The organism is Escherichia sp. MOD1-EC5950 (genome assembly GCF_002965345.1).
Taxonomy (GTDB): domain Bacteria; phylum Pseudomonadota; class Gammaproteobacteria; order Enterobacterales; family Enterobacteriaceae; genus Escherichia; species Escherichia marmotae.
Map to the genome: position 1 here is coordinate 34,560 of NZ_PTSR01000024.1, position 16,211 is coordinate 50,770.

The 16,211-nt window shown below is 53.7% G+C and carries 11 protein-coding genes; 9 read left to right on the forward strand and 2 right to left on the reverse strand.

The genetic code is table 11. The features are described 5' to 3' along the window. Positions 1 to 90 precede the first annotated feature (90 nt). The gene (locus BEA93_RS25115) at positions 91 to 147 is read right to left on the reverse strand and encodes a type I toxin-antitoxin system Ibs family toxin (RefSeq protein ID WP_106907789.1); all 57 of its coding nucleotides are present in this window, start codon (positions 145 to 147) and stop codon (positions 91 to 93) included. A 279-nt stretch (positions 148 to 426) separates the two neighbouring features. On the opposite strand from BEA93_RS25115, the gene mdtA reads away from it, so the two are divergent. The 9 genes from mdtA (at position 427) to yegS (ending at position 14,810) form a co-directional block, all read left to right on the forward strand. Continuing rightward, the gene (mdtA, locus tag BEA93_RS19265; protein ID WP_000679018.1) at positions 427 to 1,674 is read left to right on the forward strand and encodes a multidrug efflux RND transporter subunit MdtA; all 1,248 of its coding nucleotides are present in this window, start codon (positions 427 to 429) and stop codon (positions 1,672 to 1,674) included. Continuing rightward, positions 1,674 to 4,796, forward strand: a complete 3,123-nt coding sequence (gene mdtB, locus BEA93_RS19270) for a multidrug efflux RND transporter permease subunit MdtB (protein ID WP_001516645.1) — start codon at positions 1,674 to 1,676, stop codon at positions 4,794 to 4,796. The genes mdtA and mdtB overlap by 1 nt, the downstream gene beginning before the upstream one ends. Continuing rightward, positions 4,797 to 7,874: a multidrug efflux RND transporter permease subunit MdtC gene (mdtC, locus tag BEA93_RS19275; protein ID WP_000667491.1), complete on the forward strand. Its 3,078-nt coding sequence runs from the start codon at positions 4,797 to 4,799 to the stop codon at positions 7,872 to 7,874. It abuts the gene before it with no gap. Further along, entirely contained in the window at positions 7,875 to 9,290 is a 1,416-nt protein-coding gene (locus BEA93_RS19280) for an MFS transporter (RefSeq protein WP_000130868.1), read from the forward strand. Beyond that, positions 9,287 to 10,690, forward strand: coding sequence for a two-component system sensor histidine kinase BaeS (gene baeS, locus BEA93_RS19285; protein ID WP_000675181.1), 1,404 nt, complete (start codon positions 9,287 to 9,289; stop codon positions 10,688 to 10,690). Before BEA93_RS19280 ends, baeS begins: the two co-directional genes overlap by 4 nt. After that, positions 10,687 to 11,409 (forward strand): two-component system response regulator BaeR, encoded by a 723-nt coding sequence (gene baeR, locus BEA93_RS19290; RefSeq protein WP_105224972.1) that lies wholly within the window; start codon positions 10,687 to 10,689, stop codon positions 11,407 to 11,409. Before baeS ends, baeR begins: the two co-directional genes overlap by 4 nt. A gap of 207 nt (positions 11,410 to 11,616) precedes the next feature. Next, positions 11,617 to 11,949 carry a YegP family protein gene (locus tag BEA93_RS19295; protein WP_001516646.1) on the forward strand — a complete coding sequence of 111 codons (333 nt, stop codon included), beginning with the start codon at positions 11,617 to 11,619 and terminating at the stop codon, positions 11,947 to 11,949. Between the two features lie 343 nt (positions 11,950 to 12,292). Beyond that, positions 12,293 to 13,654: a prephenate-dependent tRNA uridine(34) hydroxylase TrhP gene (gene trhP / locus BEA93_RS19300; protein WP_000476033.1), complete on the forward strand. Its 1,362-nt coding sequence runs from the start codon at positions 12,293 to 12,295 to the stop codon at positions 13,652 to 13,654. Positions 13,655 to 13,910: 256 nt separating this feature from the next. Continuing rightward, the gene (gene yegS, locus BEA93_RS19305) at positions 13,911 to 14,810 is read left to right on the forward strand and encodes a lipid kinase YegS (protein WP_000753102.1); all 900 of its coding nucleotides are present in this window, start codon (positions 13,911 to 13,913) and stop codon (positions 14,808 to 14,810) included. A 115-nt stretch (positions 14,811 to 14,925) separates the two neighbouring features. On the opposite strand, the gene fbaB is transcribed toward yegS, so the two are convergent. Continuing rightward, complete coding sequence (gene fbaB, locus BEA93_RS19310) at positions 14,926 to 15,978, reverse strand: class I fructose-bisphosphate aldolase (RefSeq protein WP_000129564.1); 1,053 nt, start codon at positions 15,976 to 15,978, stop codon at positions 14,926 to 14,928. Positions 15,979 to 16,211 lie beyond the last annotated feature (233 nt).

A 16,211-nucleotide genomic window follows, 5' to 3' on the forward strand; every position in this document is an offset into this window, starting at 1 on the left:
AAGAACGAGGTCTTATAGATTGACAGTAAGGGGGGAGTGACATACTTTCAGGAGTGAGGGTTGAGCGGGGTTTCCCCCGCCCTGGTAGTCTTAGTAAGCCGGTAAGCTAATGACTAAGAGCACCACGATGATGATCCATTTCATCATGACCCTTTCCTTCTTTAAGGCCCCTTCTTCGGGAGGGGCTTTCCCGTTTCAGCATCCCGCTGAAATCGTCGGCTTACCTCCTTATCGCCATGCACGTAGTCTATCGCTAACCTGCAGATAAAATAGTTTCACATGTTATTACTGGATGCGCGCTCGCAAAGTGCACAACCATTCAGACGATTCGCGAAACTGTTTCATAATTCCTCCATTTTTCTCCCTGATTAGCTGGCTACACTAGTATCATTCCGCGAAACGTTTCAGGAAGAGAAACTCTTAACGATGAAAGGCAGTTATAAATCCCGTTGGGTAATCGTAATCGTGGTGGTTATCGCCGCCATCGCCGCATTCTGGTTCTGGCAAGGCCGCAATGAATCCCAGAGCGCAGCGCCAGGTGCGACGAAGCAAGCGCAGCAGCCGCCAGCCGGTGGCCGTCGTGGTATGCGCTCCGGACCGCTGGCTCCCGTGCAGGCAGCAACTGCCGTTGAACAGGCAGTTCCGCGTTATCTCACCGGGCTTGGCACCATTACCGCTGCAAACACCGTCACAGTGCGCAGTCGCGTTGACGGCCAGTTGATGGCGTTGCATTTTCAGGAAGGTCAGCAGGTAAAAGCGGGGGATTTACTGGCTGAGATTGATCCCAGCCAGTTCAAAGTTGCACTGGCCCAGGCACAAGGACAACTGGCAAAAGATAAAGCCACACTTGCCAATGCCCGCCGTGATTTGGCGCGTTATCAACAACTGGCAAAAACCAACCTCGTTTCCCGTCAGGAACTGGATGCCCAACAGGCACTGGTCAGTGAAACCGAAGGCACCATTAAGGCGGATGAAGCCAGCGTTGCCAGCGCACAACTGCAACTCGACTGGAGTCGCATTACCGCACCAGTCGATGGTCGGGTTGGCCTGAAACAGGTTGATGTCGGTAACCAAATCTCCAGCGGCGATACCACTGGCATTGTGGTGATCACCCAGACACATCCTATCGATCTGGTATTTACTCTACCGGAAAGCGATATCGCCACCGTTGTGCAGGCACAAAAATCCGGAAAACCGCTGGTTGTTGAAGCCTGGGATCGCACCAACTCGAAGAAATTAAGTGAAGGTACGCTGTTAAGTCTCGATAACCAAATCGACGCCACCACTGGCACCATCAAAGTAAAAGCACGCTTTAATAATCAGGATGATGCGCTGTTCCCCAACCAGTTTGTTAACGCCCGCATGTTAGTGGACACTGAACAAAACGCCGTGGTGATCCCAACCGCTGCACTGCAAATGGGTAACGAAGGCCACTTTGTCTGGGTGCTGAATAGCGAAAACAAAGTCAGCAAGCATCTGGTGACACCGGGCATTCAGGACAGCCAGAAAGTGGTGATCCGCGCAGGTATTTCCGCAGGCGATCGGGTAGTGACGGACGGCATTGACCGCCTGACCGAAGGGGCGAAAGTGGAAGTGGTTGAAGCGCAAGGCACAAGCACACCAGAAGAGAAAGCCACCAGCCGCGAATATGCGAAAAAAGGAGCGCGCTCCTGATGCAGGTGTTACCTCCGAGCAGCACAGGCGGCCCGTCGCGCCTGTTTATTATGCGTCCTGTCGCCACCACGCTGCTGATGGTAGCGATCTTACTCGCCGGGATTATTGGCTACCGTACCCTGCCCGTTTCGGCGTTGCCGGAAGTGGATTATCCGACGATTCAGGTGGTTACGCTTTACCCCGGTGCCAGCCCGGATGTGATGACCTCTGCCGTTACCGCGCCACTTGAACGCCAGTTCGGGCAAATGTCCGGACTGAAACAGATGTCGTCGCAAAGTTCCGGCGGCGCGTCGGTCATCACTTTACAGTTCCAGCTAACATTACCGCTGGACGTTGCCGAGCAGGAAGTGCAGGCCGCAATTAACGCCGCCACTAACCTGTTACCAGGCGATCTGCCTAACCCACCGGTTTACAGCAAAGTGAATCCGGCAGATCCGCCGATCATGACGCTTGCCGTTACCTCAACCGCCATGCCGATGACGCAGGTGGAAGATATGGTAGAAACCCGCGTGGCGCAGAAAATCTCGCAGATTTCCGGCGTCGGGCTGGTAACGCTTTCCGGCGGTCAGCGTCCGGCCGTTCGCGTCAAACTTAACGCTCAGGCGATTGCCGCCCTCGGCCTGACCAGCGAAACTGTACGCACAGCTATTACCGGCGCGAACGTTAACTCGGCTAAAGGTAGCCTCGACGGCCCCTCCCGCGCAGTCACGCTTTCCGCAAACGATCAAATGCAGTCTGCGGAAGAGTACCGTCAGTTAATTATCGCGTACCAGAACGGCGCGCCGATTCGTCTTGGCGATGTCGCTACCGTAGAACAAGGGGCGGAAAACACCTGGCTTGGTGCGTGGGCGAATAAAGAACAAGCCATCGTCATGAATGTTCAGCGCCAGCCTGGCGCTAACATTATCTCCACCGCTGACAGCATTCGTCAGATGCTGCCGCAGCTCACTGAGAGTCTGCCGAAATCGGTAAAAGTGACGGTGCTTTCTGACCGCACCACCAATATCCGCGCATCGGTCGACGATACCCAGTTTGAGCTGATGATGGCTATCGCGCTGGTGGTGATGATTATCTACCTGTTTCTACGAAATATTCCGGCAACCATCATTCCTGGCGTCGCGGTGCCGCTGTCGTTAATCGGCACCTTCGCGGTCATGGTATTTCTCGATTTCTCGATCAATAACCTGACCCTGATGGCGTTAACCATCGCCACCGGGTTTGTGGTCGATGATGCCATCGTGGTGATCGAAAACATTTCGCGCTATATCGAAAAAGGTGAAAAACCGCTGGCAGCGGCGCTCAAGGGTGCAGGCGAAATCGGCTTTACCATTATCTCGCTGACCTTCTCGCTGATTGCAGTGCTGATCCCATTGCTGTTTATGGGCGATATCGTCGGGCGACTGTTCCGCGAATTTGCCATTACTCTGGCAGTAGCGATTTTGATCTCAGCCGTCGTGTCGCTGACCCTGACGCCGATGATGTGCGCGCGGATGCTTAGCCAGGAGTCGCTGCGTAAACAGAACCGCTTCTCCCGCGCCTCGGAAAAAATGTTCGAGCGGATAATCGCCGCCTATGGTCGCGGACTTACGAAGGTGCTGAATCATCCGTGGCTGACCTTAAGCGTGGCGCTCAGTACGCTGCTGCTTAGCGTGCTGCTGTGGGTGTTTATTCCAAAAGGCTTCTTCCCGGTGCAGGACAACGGCATTATTCAGGGCACCTTGCAGGCACCGCAATCCAGCTCCTTTGCCAATATGGCCCAGCGGCAACGCCAGGTCGCGGAGGTGATTTTGCAGGACCCGGCAGTGCAAAGCCTGACCTCATTTGTGGGCGTTGATGGCACTAACCCGTCGCTGAACAGTGCGCGTTTGCAGATCAATCTGAAACCGCTGGATGAGCGTGATGATCGGGTACAAAAAGTTATCGCCCGTTTGCAAACGGCGGTAGATAAAGTGCCGGGCGTCGATCTCTTCCTGCAGCCAACGCAGGATCTGACCATCGATACTCAGGTCAGCCGCACGCAGTACCAGTTTACATTGCAGGCCACGTCTCTGGATGCGCTCAGTACCTGGGTGCCGCAGCTAATGGAAAAACTCCAGCAACTGCCGCAGCTTTCTGATGTCTCCAGCGACTGGCAGGACAAAGGACTGGTGGCGTATGTTAACGTTGATCGCGACAGCGCCAGCCGTCTGGGGATCAGCATGGCGGATGTTGATAACGCCCTGTACAACGCCTTTGGTCAGCGGCTAATTTCGACGATTTATACTCAGGCCAACCAGTATCGCGTGGTGCTGGAGCACAACACTGAAAACACACCAGGGCTGGCGGCGCTGGATACCATTCGCCTGACCAGCAGCGACGGCGGCGTAGTGCCACTCAGCTCGATAGCTAAAATTGAGCAGCGTTTTGCGCCGCTCTCCATCAACCATCTGGATCAGTTCCCGGTAACGACCATCTCCTTTAACGTGCCGGATAACTATTCACTGGGCGATGCGGTGCAGGCGATTATGGATACCGAGAAGACGCTAAATCTGCCAGTGGATATCACCACGCAATTCCAGGGTAGTACCCTCGCCTTCCAGTCGGCATTGGGTAGCACTGTCTGGCTGATTGTCGCGGCAGTGGTGGCGATGTATATCGTGCTCGGTATTCTGTACGAAAGCTTTATTCACCCGATCACTATTCTCTCGACGTTGCCAACGGCAGGTGTCGGCGCATTGCTGGCGTTGCTGATTGCCGGTAGTGAGCTGGATGTGATCGCCATTATCGGCATTATTTTGCTGATCGGTATTGTGAAGAAAAACGCCATCATGATGATCGACTTCGCGCTGGCCGCTGAGCGCGAGCAAGGCATGTCGCCGCGAGATGCCATCTACCAGGCCTGCCTGCTGCGTTTTCGTCCGATCCTGATGACCACGCTGGCAGCGCTGCTCGGTGCATTGCCGCTGATGTTGAGTACCGGAGTCGGCGCGGAACTGCGTCGTCCGTTAGGTATCGGCATGGTCGGCGGTCTGGTTGTCAGTCAGGTGCTGACGCTGTTCACCACGCCGGTGATTTATCTGCTGTTCGACCGCCTGGCATTGTGGACCAAAAGCCGCTTTGCCCGCCATGAAGAGGAGGCGTAAGTGAAGTTTTTTGCCCTCTTCATTTACCGCCCGGTGGCGACGATTTTACTGTCGGTTGCCATTACCCTTTGCGGCATACTGGGCTTCCGTATGCTGCCGGTCGCCCCGCTGCCGCAGGTCGATTTTCCGGTAATTATGGTCAGCGCCTCGCTGCCCGGTGCGTCGCCAGAGACGATGGCGTCTTCCGTTGCCACACCGCTGGAACGCTCGCTTGGGCGCATTGCCGGGGTCAGTGAAATGACCTCCAGCAGTTCGCTCGGCAGCACGCGTATCATTTTGCAGTTTGATTTTGACCGGGATATCAACGGCGCGGCGCGCGATGTACAGGCGGCGATCAACGCCGCCCAAAGTCTGCTGCCCAGTGGGATGCCAAGCCGTCCGACTTATCGCAAAGCGAACCCGTCGGATGCACCAATTATGATCCTGACGCTGACGTCCGATACTTATTCGCAGGGGGAACTGTACGATTTTGCCTCGACGCAACTGGCTCCGACAATTGCACAAATCGACGGCGTCGGTGATGTCGATGTCGGCGGCAGCTCGCTGCCTGCGGTGCGCGTCGGGCTGAATCCACAGGCGCTGTTTAATCAGGGCGTGTCGCTGGACGATGTGCGCACCGCCATCAGCAATGCCAACGTGCGTAAACCGCAGGGGGCGCTGGAAGATGACACTCACCGCTGGCAGATCCAGACCAACGATGAGCTGAAAACTGCCGCCGAATACCAGCCGTTGATTATTCATTACAACAACGGCGGCGCGGTTCGTCTGGGTGATGTGGCAACGGTAACCGACTCAGTACAGGATGTGCGCAACGCCGGGATGACCAACGCCAAACCGGCTATTTTGTTGATGATCCGCAAACTGCCGGAAGCCAATATCATCCAGACGGTAGACAGCATCCGGGCGAAATTACCGGAGTTACAGGAGACAATCCCGGCGGCGATTGATCTGCAAATAGCTCAGGATCGCTCCCCCACCATTCGCGCCTCGCTGGAAGAAGTCGAGCAGACGCTGATTATTTCGGTGGCGCTGGTGATTTTAGTGGTCTTTTTGTTCCTGCGTTCAGGTCGGGCGACGATCATTCCTGCAGTTGCAGTGCCGGTTTCGCTGATTGGCACCTTTGCAGCGATGTATCTTTGCGGTTTCAGTCTCAATAACCTGTCGCTGATGGCACTCACCATCGCTACTGGCTTTGTAGTCGATGACGCCATCGTGGTGCTGGAAAACATTGCCCGTCATCTGGAAGCGGGAATGAAACCGCTACAGGCCGCACTGCAAGGCACCCGCGAAGTCGGTTTTACAGTTCTGTCGATGAGCCTGTCACTGGTAGCTGTGTTCCTGCCGCTGTTGTTGATGGGCGGCTTGCCGGGGCGCTTGTTACGCGAGTTTGCCGTGACGCTTTCGGTGGCGATAGGTATTTCACTGCTGGTTTCCCTGACGCTGACGCCGATGATGTGCGGCTGGATGCTGAAAGCCAGCAAGCCGCGTGAGCAAACACGGTTACGCGGTTTTGGCCGGATGCTGGTTGCGCTGCAACAAGGCTACGGCAAGTCGCTGAAATGGGTTCTCAATCACACCCGTCTGGTAGGCGTAGTGCTGCTTGGCACCATTGCGCTGAATATCTGGCTGTATATCTCGATCCCGAAAACTTTCTTCCCGGAGCAGGACACCGGCGTACTGATGGGCGGGATACAGGCCGATCAGAGTATTTCGTTTCAGGCGATGCGCGGTAAGTTGCAGGACTTCATGAAAATTATCCGTGATGACCCGGCGGTGGATAATGTCACTGGCTTTACCGGTGGCTCGCGAGTTAACAGCGGAATGATGTTTATCACGCTGAAACCGCGCGATGAACGCAGCGAAACCGCCCAGCAAATTATCGACCGTCTGCGCGTGAAGCTGGCGAAAGAGCCAGGGGCGAATCTGTTCCTGATGGCGGTACAGGATATTCGCGTTGGCGGACGTCAGTCGAACGCCAGCTACCAGTACACGTTATTGTCTGACGATCTGGCAGCACTGCGCGAATGGGAGCCGAAAATCCGCAAAAAACTGGCGACGTTGCCGGAACTGGCGGACGTTAACTCTGACCAGCAAGACAACGGCGCGGAGATGAACCTGGTTTACGACCGCGACACGATGGCGCGATTGGGAATCGACGTGCAGGCCGCTAACAGCCTGCTGAATAACGCCTTCGGTCAGCGGCAAATCTCGACCATTTACCAGCCAATGAACCAGTATAAAGTGGTGATGGAAGTTGATCCGCGCTATACCCAGGACATCAGCGCGCTGGAAAAAATGTTCGTCATTAATAACGAAGGCAAAGCGATCCCGCTGTCATATTTCGCTAAATGGCAACCGGCGAATGCGCCGCTGTCAGTGAATCATCAGGGACTGTCCGCAGCCTCAACCATCTCGTTCAACCTGCCGACCGGGAAATCACTCTCGGACGCCAGTGCGGCAATCGACCGCGCAATGACGCAGCTTGGCGTACCTTCCACGGTGCGCGGCAGTTTTGCCGGAACGGCGCAGGTGTTCCAGGAGACGATGAATTCGCAGGTGATCCTGATTATCGCGGCCATCGCCACGGTGTATATCGTGCTGGGGATGTTGTACGAGAGTTACGTGCATCCGCTGACCATTCTCTCCACCCTGCCCTCGGCTGGCGTTGGAGCGCTACTGGCGCTGGAGCTGTTTAATGCTCCGTTCAGCCTGGTCGCCCTGATAGGGATTATGCTATTAATCGGCATCGTGAAGAAAAACGCCATCATGATGGTCGATTTTGCGCTTGAAGCCCAACGCCACGCTAATCTGACGCCGCAGGAGGCCATTTTCCAGGCCTGCCTGCTGCGTTTTCGCCCGATAATGATGACGACCCTGGCGGCGCTGTTTGGCGCGCTGCCGCTGGTATTGTCGGGCGGCGATGGCTCGGAACTGCGGCAACCATTGGGGATCACCATTGTCGGCGGCCTGGTGATGAGTCAGCTCCTGACGCTGTATACCACGCCGGTGGTGTATCTCTTTTTCGACCGTCTGCGACTGCGTTTTTCGCGAAAATCTAAAGAAACGGTAACCGAGTAAATGACAGATCTTCCCGACAGCACCCGCTGGCAATTGTGGATTGTGGCTTTCGGCTTCTTTATGCAGTCGCTGGACACCACCATCGTTAACACTGCCCTTCCCTCAATGGCGCAAAGCCTGGGGGAAAGCCCGCTGCATATGCACATGGTCATTGTCTCTTATGTGCTGACCGTGGCGGTGATGCTGCCTGCCAGCGGCTGGCTGGCGGACAAAGTCGGCGTGCGCAATATTTTCTTTACCGCTATTGTCCTGTTTACCCTTGGTTCACTGTTTTGCGCGCTTTCCGGCACCCTTAATGAACTGTTGCTGGCGCGCGCATTGCAGGGCGTGGGCGGTGCGATGATGGTGCCGGTTGGCAGGTTGACGGTGATGAAAATTGTTCCGCGCGAGCAATATATGGCGGCGATGACCTTTGTGACGCTGCCTGGCCAGGTTGGCCCACTGCTTGGCCCGGCGCTGGGCGGCCTGCTGGTGGAGTACGCGTCATGGCACTGGATCTTTTTGATCAACATTCCGGTTGGAATTATCGGCGCGATCGCCACACTAATGTTAATGCCGAACTACACCATGCAGACGCGGCGCTTTGATCTCTCCGGCTTTCTGTTGCTGGCGGTTGGCATGGCGGTATTAACGCTGGCGCTGGATGGCAGTAAAGGTACGGGCTTATCGCCGCTGGCGATTGCTGGCCTGGTTGCTGTTGGCGTGGTGGCGCTTATGCTTTATCTCATACATGCCAGAAATAACGCCCGCGCCCTGTTCAGCCTGAAACTGTTCCGCACCCGTACCTTTTCGTTGGGCCTGGCGGGGAGCTTCGCCGGACGTATCGGCAGCGGTATGTTGCCCTTTATGACGCCGGTTTTCTTGCAGATTGGTCTCGGCTTCTCACCCTTTCATGCCGGATTGATGATGATCCCAATGGTGCTCGGCAGCATGGGGATGAAGCGGATAGTCGTGCAGGTAGTGAACCGCTTTGGTTATCGTCGGGTACTGGTGGCGACTACGCTGGGCCTGTCGCTGGTCACACTGCTGTTTATGGCCACCGCGCTGCTTGGCTGGTACTACGTTTTACCATTCGTTCTGTTTTTACAAGGGATGGTCAACTCAACGCGTTTTTCCTCCATGAACACGCTGACACTGAAAGATCTGCCGGACAAACTGGCAAGCAGTGGCAACAGCCTGCTGTCGATGATTATGCAATTGTCGATGAGTATCGGCGTGACCATCGCCGGGCTGTTGCTTGGGCTTTTTGGTTCGCAGCATGTCAGCGTCGACAGCGGTGCCACACAAACCGTCTTTATGTACACCTGGCTAAGCATGGCGTTTCTTATCGCCCTTCCGGCGTTCATCTTTGCCAGAGTTCCGAACGATACACATCAAAATGTGGCTATTTCGCGGCGCAAAAGGAGCACTGAATGAAGTTCTGGCGGCCCGGCATTACCGGCAAACTGTTTCTGGCGATCTTCGCCACCTGCATCGTCTTGCTGATCACGATGCACTGGGCGGTGCGTATCAGTTTTGAGCGCGGCTTTATCGATTACATTAAGCATGGCAATGAGCAACGGCTGCAAATGCTTGGCGACGCACTTGGCGAGCAGTACGCCCAGCATGGCAACTGGCGCTTCCTGCGTAACAACGATCGTTTTGTGTTTCAGATCCTGCGTTCACTTGAACATGATAGCAACGACGATAAGCCCGGCCCCGGTATGCCGCCGCACGGCTGGCGCACCCAATTCTGGGTGGTCGATCAAAATAACAAAGTGCTGGTTGGCCCTCGCTCACCTATTCCACCGGACGGCACACGGCGGCCTATTCTGGTCAATGGTCTGGAAGTCGGCGCGGTGATCGCCTCCCCTGTCGAGCGGCTGACCCGCAATACCGATATCAATTTTGATAAGCAACAACGGCAAACCAGTTGGCTGATTGTGGCTTTATCTACTTTACTGGCAGCGCTGGCGACGTTCCCACTGGCACGCGGCTTGCTGGCACCGGTAAAACGGTTAGTTGACGGCACGCACAAACTGGCAGCAGGTGATTTCACCACTCGCGTGACGCCCACCAGCGAAGACGAACTGGGCAAACTGGCACAGGACTTCAACCAGCTCGCCAGTACGCTGGAGAAAAACCAGCAGATGCGCCGCGATTTTATGGCCGACATTTCTCACGAACTGCGCACGCCTTTAGCGGTACTGCGCGGCGAACTGGAAGCCATCCAGGATGGTGTACGTAAATTCACGCCAGAGACAGTGGCTTCTTTACAGGCGGAGGTCGGAACGTTGACTAAACTGGTCGACGATCTCCATCAGTTGTCGATGTCTGATGAAGGCGCTCTCGCCTACCAGAAAGCAACGGTGGATCTCGTTCCACTACTTGAAGTCGCGGGCGGCGCATTTCGCGAACGTTTCGCCAGTCGTGGGTTGACTCTGCAATTCTCCTTGCCGGACAGCATTACCGTATTTGGCGATCGCGATCGTTTAATGCAGTTGTTTAATAACTTACTGGAAAACAGCCTGCGCTACACCGACAGTGGCGGTGGCCTGCATATTTCCGCCGAACAGCACGACAAAATGGTGCATCTGACCTTTGCCGACAGCGCACCGGGAGTCAGCGACGATCAGTTACAAAAATTGTTTGAGCGTTTTTATCGCACGGAAGGTTCCCGCAACCGTGCCAGCGGCGGCTCCGGGCTGGGGTTGGCAATTTGCCTGAACATTGTTGAAGCACATAATGGTCGCATTGTTGCCGCCCATTCGCCTTTTGGCGGGGTTAGCATTACAGTAGAGTTACCGCTGGAACGGGATTTACAGAGAGAAGTATGACCGAGTTACCTATCGACGAAAACACGCCGCGTATTTTGATCGTGGAAGATGAACCCAAACTGGGGCAGTTGCTCATTGATTATCTGCGTGCCGCAAGCTATGCGCCGACGTTGATTAGCCACGGCGATCAGGTACTGCCGTATGTACGCCAGACGCCACCGGATCTGATCCTGTTAGATCTGATGCTACCAGGCACCGATGGTCTGACACTGTGTCGGGAGATTCGTCGTTTTTCTGATATTCCCATTGTTATGGTGACAGCGAAAATCGAAGAGATCGACCGCCTGCTGGGGCTGGAAATCGGTGCTGATGATTACATCTGTAAACCGTATAGCCCGCGGGAAGTGGTAGCGCGCGTCAAAACTATATTGCGTCGTTGCAAACCGCAGCGTGAGTTGCAACAGCAGGATGCAGAAAGCCCGTTAATTATCGACGAAGGTCGTTTTCAGGCTTCGTGGCGCGGCAAAATGCTTGATCTGACCCCTGCGGAATTTCGCCTGCTGAAAACACTCTCCCATGAACCGGGAAAAGTGTTCTCCCGCGAGCAGTTACTCAATCATCTTTATGACGACTACCGCGTAGTGACCGACCGTACCATCGATAGCCACATTAAAAACCTGCGCCGCAAGATGGAAGCACTGGACGAAGAGCAGTCATTTATCCGCGCCGTTTACGGTGTCGGTTATCGCTGGGAAGCCGACGCCTGCCGCATTGTTTAACGTATCTTTGCCCTCGCGAGGGCTGAATTCCTTGTTTATTAATCCGTCATGCCCCTCTCTGAAAGGAGCTGTCTCTTGATCAGGAGATCTGATCAAGAGACAGCTCCTTTAGGGGGGTATTCCCCTGATTGGCAACCTTATGAATATCACCCATACTTAAATCGTTACATACTGTTTTCAATACGCAATTTCAATCAAGGAGTCATTATGGCTGGTTGGTTTGAACTCAATAAGAGCAGTGATAATCAGTTCCGGTTTGTGTTAAAAGCGGGTAACGGTGAGACTATTCTCACCAGCGAACTGTATACCTCAAAAGCCGCTGCGGAAAAGGGCATTGCCTCTGTGCAAAGCAACAGCCCGCAGGATGAACGCTATGAGAAAAAAACAGCGAGCAACGGCAAATTTTATTTCAATCTGAAAGCCGCTAATCATCAGATAATCGGCTCCAGTCAAATGTACGCCACCGCTCAATCACGCGAAATCGGAATTGCCTCAGTAAAAAACAATGGCGTAAGCCAGACTGTGAAAGATAAGACTTAATTGTTATGCCGGGCGCGGATAACGCGCCCGGCTTTATTTCTAATAAACACTTACTTATTGATGCTAAGGATCAATCCGCGCCATTAAAATAATGGGAGGATAAGTTTCATATCAGGTGAAAGAATTTTTGTTCTTCTTTTTGAACGCCACGTTATTTATTTCCTGCAAGTGCCGAAGAAATTATCGTTATTCGTATCCTTACCAAAACCAGGACGCGACCAGACATTTGCACTGGAGCCAACCCCACCGATTGCGCTACAATGCCCGCCCTTAAAGTGGGGACACTCCCCTAACCGCTTCATCAGGTGAAGCGGATCTGACCTGTCATCAGAACGAGAGAATTATGTTTAAACCGGAACTCCTTTCCCCGGCGGGAACGCTGAAAAATATGCGTTACGCTTTCGCTTATGGCGCAGATGCTGTTTATGCGGGGCAACCGCGTTACTCCCTGCGTGTGCGCAACAACGAATTTAACCACGAAAATCTCCAGCTCGGCATCAATGAAGCCCACGCGCTGGGGAAAAAGTTTTATGTCGTGGTCAACATTGCGCCACACAATGCCAAGCTAAAAACCTTTATCCGTGATCTGAAACCGGTGGTGGAAATGGGGCCGGACGCACTGATTATGTCCGATCCGGGGCTGATTATGCTGGTGCGTGAACACTTCCCTGAAATGCCGATCCACCTTTCCGTGCAGGCCAACGCCGTAAACTGGGCGACGGTGAAATTCTGGCAGCAAATGGGGTTGACCCGCGTGATCCTCTCCCGCGAGCTGTCGCTGGAAGAGATTGAAGAGATCCGCAATCAGGTTCCGGATATGGAGCTTGAAATCTTCGTTCACGGCGCGCTGTGCATGGCCTACTCCGGCCGCTGCCTGCTCTCTGGCTACATCAACAAACGCGATCCAAACCAGGGCACCTGCACCAACGCCTGCCGTTGGGAGTACAACGTGCAGGAAGGGAAAGAAGATGACGTTGGCAACATCGTACACAAATACGAGCCGATTCCGGTGCAAAACGTCGAGCCGACGCTGGGTATCGGTGCGCCAACCGACAAAGTGTTTATGATCGAAGAAGCCCAGCGCCCGGGCGAGTATATGACAGCGTTTGAAGATGAGCACGGCACTTACATCATGAACTCGAAAGATCTGCGCGCCATCGCCCACGTTGAACGCCTGACCAAAATGGGCGTGCATTCGCTGAAAATCGAAGGCCGCACTAAATCTTTCTACTATTGTGCACGTACCGCGCAGGTTTATCGTAAAGCTATCGATGACGCCGCTGCGGGCAAACCGTTCGACACCAGCCTGCTGGAAACACTGGAAGGCCTGGCGCATCGTGGTTACACCGAAGGTTTCCTGCGTCGTCATACTCACGACGATTACCAGAACTACGAATACGGTTATTCCGTTTCTGACCGCCAGCAGTTTGTTGGAGAGTTTACCGGTGAGCGTAAAGGCTCTCTGGCAGCCGTAGCGGTGAAAAATAAATTCTCCGTTGGCGACAGCCTGGAACTGATGACGCCACAGGGCAATATCAACTTTACCCTTGAGCACATGGAAAACGCCAAAGGTGAAGCGATGCCGGTCGCGCCTGGCGATGGCTATACCGTGTGGCTCCCGGTTCCGCAGGATCTCGAGCTGAATTACGCACTGCTGATGCGTAATTTCTCCGGGGAAACCACGCGTAACCCGCACGGTAAGTGATTCATTTCGATTATTTTTCCCGGATAGAAAATTCTTAGAAACCGATCACATACGGCTGCATTTATTAAGGTTATTATCTGTTTCGCTGAAAAACATAACCCATAAAATGCTAGCTGTACCAGGAACCACCTCCTTAGCCTGTGTAATCTCCCTTACACGGGCTTATTTTTTTGTACCACGCTTTCATCCTGTTCTGACTCCGCCTTTTCTTTTCTGCTCTACACTATCTACAGACCAATCATAAAGGCAGACGACCATGGCAGATTTTCCCGCCAGCTTACTGATTCTTAACGGCAAAAGTGCTGGCAATGAGATATTGCGCGAAGCGATTATGCTGTTGCGTGAGGAAGGAATGACGATCCATGTACGAACCACCTGGGAGAAAGATGATGCCGCGCGTTATGTTGCTGAAGCCCGTCAGCTTGGCGTTGCAACGGTAATTGCCGGAGGTGGAGATGGCACTATTAATGAAGTCTCCACGGCATTGATTCAGTGCGAAGGTGATGACATTCCTGCTTTGGGAATATTGCCGCTAGGTACAGCGAACGATTTTGCCACCAGTGTGGGTATTCCTGAAGCGCTGGATAAGGCACTTAAACTGGCAATTGCCGGTAACGCCATTGCGATTGATATGGCGCAGGTCAACAAACAAACCTGTTTTATCAACATGGCGACGGGCGGATTTGGTACGCGCATTACCACCGAAACACCGGAGAAATTAAAAGCCGCGCTGGGTGGCGTCTCTTACATCATTCACGGCTTAATGCGCATGGATACGTTGCAACCGGACCGCTGTGAAATCCGTGGTGAAAATTTTCACTGGCAAGGCGATGCGCTGGTTATTGGTATTGGCAACGGGCGTCAGGCCGGTGGCGGTCAGCAACTGTGCCCGAATGCGCTGATTAACGATGGGTTATTGCAACTGCGTATTTTCACCGGTGACGAAATTCTTCCCGCTCTCTTCTCAACCTTAAAACCTGATGAAGAAAACCCGAATATTGTTGAAGGCGCTTCGGCGTGGTTCGAGATACAAGCGCCGCATGAAATCACCTTTAACCTTGATGGCGAACCATTAAGTGGCCAGCGTTTTCATATAGAAATACTTCCGGCGGCGTTGCGTTGTCGATTACCGCCGGACTGCCCGTTATTGCGCTAGTCAAAAATTTATTCTCTCCTGAACAGGGGTACATCAATTTTTGCCGGATGCGGTGCGAACGCCTTATCCGGCCTACGGGAGGTGTGTTGTTCGCAGGCCAGATAAATGAAGCACATCAGGCAATCGTAATTTTGCTATCGAGATAAACGTCCTGCACGGCGTTAATCAGTTTCACGCCGTCGGCCATCGATTTCTTGAACGCTTTACGCCCGAGAATCAGCCCCATTCCGCCCGCTCGTTTGTTGATAACCGCAGTACGCACCGCATCGCTAAGGTCGGTTTCACCGCCCGCGGCACCGCCGGAGTTAATCAGCCCTGCGCGGCCCATATAACAGTTAGCTAACTGATAACGCACCAGGTCAATCGGGTTTTCGCTGGTTAACTTGCTGTAAACGCGATCGTCGGTATAACCGTAATTAATCGCTTTATAGCCGCCGTTATTCTCCGCCATTTTTTGTTTGACAATATCCGCGCCAATGGTCGCCGCCAGATGGTTCGCCTGACCGGTCAGGTCAGCGGAAACATGGTAATCGATGCCCTCTTTCTTAAAGGCGGAGTTGCGCAAATAAGCCCACAGCACGGTCACCATGCCCAGCTCATGTGCACGTTCAAAGGCCGCAGAAATTTCTTCAATCTGCCGACGTGACTCTTGCGAGCCAAAATAGATGGTCGCGCCAACTGCCACTGCTCCCATGTTGAACGCCTGCTCTACACTGGCATACAGCGTTTGATCGTAGGTGTTTGGGTAACTTAGCGTCTCGTTGTGGTTGAGTTTGACGAGGAATGGAATGCGGTGAGCGTAACGCCGCGATACCGATGCCAGCACGCCATAAGTTGACGCCACACAGTTACAGCCCGCTTCTATCGCCAGTTCAACAATGTTTTTCGGGTCGAAATAGAGCGGGTTAGCAGCAAATGAAGCCCCCGCGGAGTGCTCGACCCCCTGGTCAACCGGCAGAATAGAAAGATACCCGGTTCCGGCCAGACGCCCGGTGTTATACAGCGTCTGCATATTACGCAGCACCGCTGGCGGACGATTATTGTCAATCATCACGCGGTCTACGTAGTCATGTCCGGGGAGATAAAGCTGGTCAGAAGGAATAGTCATACAACGATGCTGTAAAAGGTTGTCGGCATCTTTGCCAAGCAACTGCGCAATATCTGTCATTACTATGCTCCCGTAAATTCCGATTGGATATCGGCTATGGATTGTCCTGGCCCACCTTTTGCGGGCAATTATAATCCTGGTCGTTATGAGCTATTTTTTCCATCTTTCGGCTGTTTTTTCAGCGTTTCCTGTTGGCACGACTCATCAGAAAAAGTGTTACCGCGGTCAAGATTTCACCACAAAGGTATTTAAAAGGTATCATCAAATGGTATTGTCAGCGCGTACCTTACATT

Excerpts from the sequence above, each read along its gene's own strand:
- mdtA (WP_000679018.1), top strand. The coding sequence starts at position 427 with ATGAAAGGCAGTTATAAATCCCGTTGGGTAATCGTAATCGTGGTGGTT.
- mdtB (WP_001516645.1), top strand. The coding sequence starts at position 1,674 with ATGCAGGTGTTACCTCCGAGCAGCACAGGCGGCCCGTCGCGCCTGTTT.
- BEA93_RS19280 (WP_000130868.1), top strand. The coding sequence starts at position 7,875 with ATGACAGATCTTCCCGACAGCACCCGCTGGCAATTGTGGATTGTGGCT.
- baeS (WP_000675181.1), top strand. The coding sequence starts at position 9,287 with ATGAAGTTCTGGCGGCCCGGCATTACCGGCAAACTGTTTCTGGCGATC.
- baeR (WP_105224972.1), top strand. The coding sequence starts at position 10,687 with ATGACCGAGTTACCTATCGACGAAAACACGCCGCGTATTTTGATCGTG.
- BEA93_RS19295 (WP_001516646.1), top strand. The coding sequence starts at position 11,617 with ATGGCTGGTTGGTTTGAACTCAATAAGAGCAGTGATAATCAGTTCCGG.
- trhP (WP_000476033.1), top strand. The coding sequence starts at position 12,293 with ATGTTTAAACCGGAACTCCTTTCCCCGGCGGGAACGCTGAAAAATATG.
- yegS (WP_000753102.1), top strand. The coding sequence starts at position 13,911 with ATGGCAGATTTTCCCGCCAGCTTACTGATTCTTAACGGCAAAAGTGCT.
- fbaB (WP_000129564.1), bottom strand. The coding sequence starts at position 15,978 with ATGACAGATATTGCGCAGTTGCTTGGCAAAGATGCCGACAACCTTTTA.